Origin of the sequence: Pseudomonas sp. PDM22, assembly GCF_014851965.1 — a bacterium.
In the GTDB taxonomy this organism is placed as follows: Bacteria; Pseudomonadota; Gammaproteobacteria; order Pseudomonadales; family Pseudomonadaceae; genus Pseudomonas.
This window is the reverse complement of record NZ_JACVAR010000022.1, coordinates 1-803: the sequence shown is the minus strand read 5'-3', so window position 1 is coordinate 803 and position 803 is coordinate 1. Positions and strand designations below refer to the sequence as shown.

Annotated in this window: 1 protein-coding gene; it reads left to right on the top strand. The window is 63.6% G+C overall.

From position 1 onward, the window contains the following. Positions 1 to 803, top strand: an 803-nt coding sequence (locus IB255_RS30455; RefSeq protein ID WP_192211279.1) for an Ig-like domain-containing protein, incomplete at both ends; no start/stop codon positions are given.

Sequence of the window (803 nt, the reverse complement as noted above, 5' to 3'; positions counted from 1 at the left end):
GACGTGGTGGACAACGATGATCCGTCCAACCTGATCGACGTGCCGAAGAATGGTTCGACCAACGACACCACCCCGGTGATTTCCGGTGACGGTGCCGAGAAGGGCGACATCATCCACGTCTTCGACGGCGAGACCGAACTGGGCACCGCCATTGCTGGCGAAGATGGCAAGTGGTCATTCGAAGTCCCGGCGGACAAGGCGCTGGCCGAAGGCGAGCACGACTTCACTGCCAAGACTGAAGACCCGGCCGGCAACATCAGCGATGCCTCGGTTCCGTACCCGATCGTCATCGACACCACGCCGCCGGACGACAAGACCACCCACCTGACCATCGACACCGTGGCCGGCGACGACATCGTCAACCTGGCCGAGTCCAAGGTCCAGCAGACCATCAGCGGCAAGGCCACTGGCGAGTTCCAGGCGGGCGACGTGGTGAGCTTCAAGCTCAACGGCACCGACTACAGCGCCAAGGTCGCAGCGGACGGTAGCTGGAGCGTGAAGGTGGCCGGCGCGGATCTCGCTGCGGAAACCAACATCCACGCGACCCTGGTCGCTCATGACGCCGCCGGCAACGCTGGCAGCATCACTGCGGATCACGCCTACAGCGTCGACACCGTTGCACCGGTAGCGACCCTGACCATCAACGTGGTGGCCGGCGACGACATCGTCAACGCCGAAGAAGCCAAGGTCCAGCAGACCATCAGCGGCAAGGCCTCGGGTGAGTTCCAGGCTGGCGACGTGGTGAGCTTCAAGCTCAACGGTACCGACTACAGCGCCAAAGTGGCTGCAGACGGCAGCTGGAG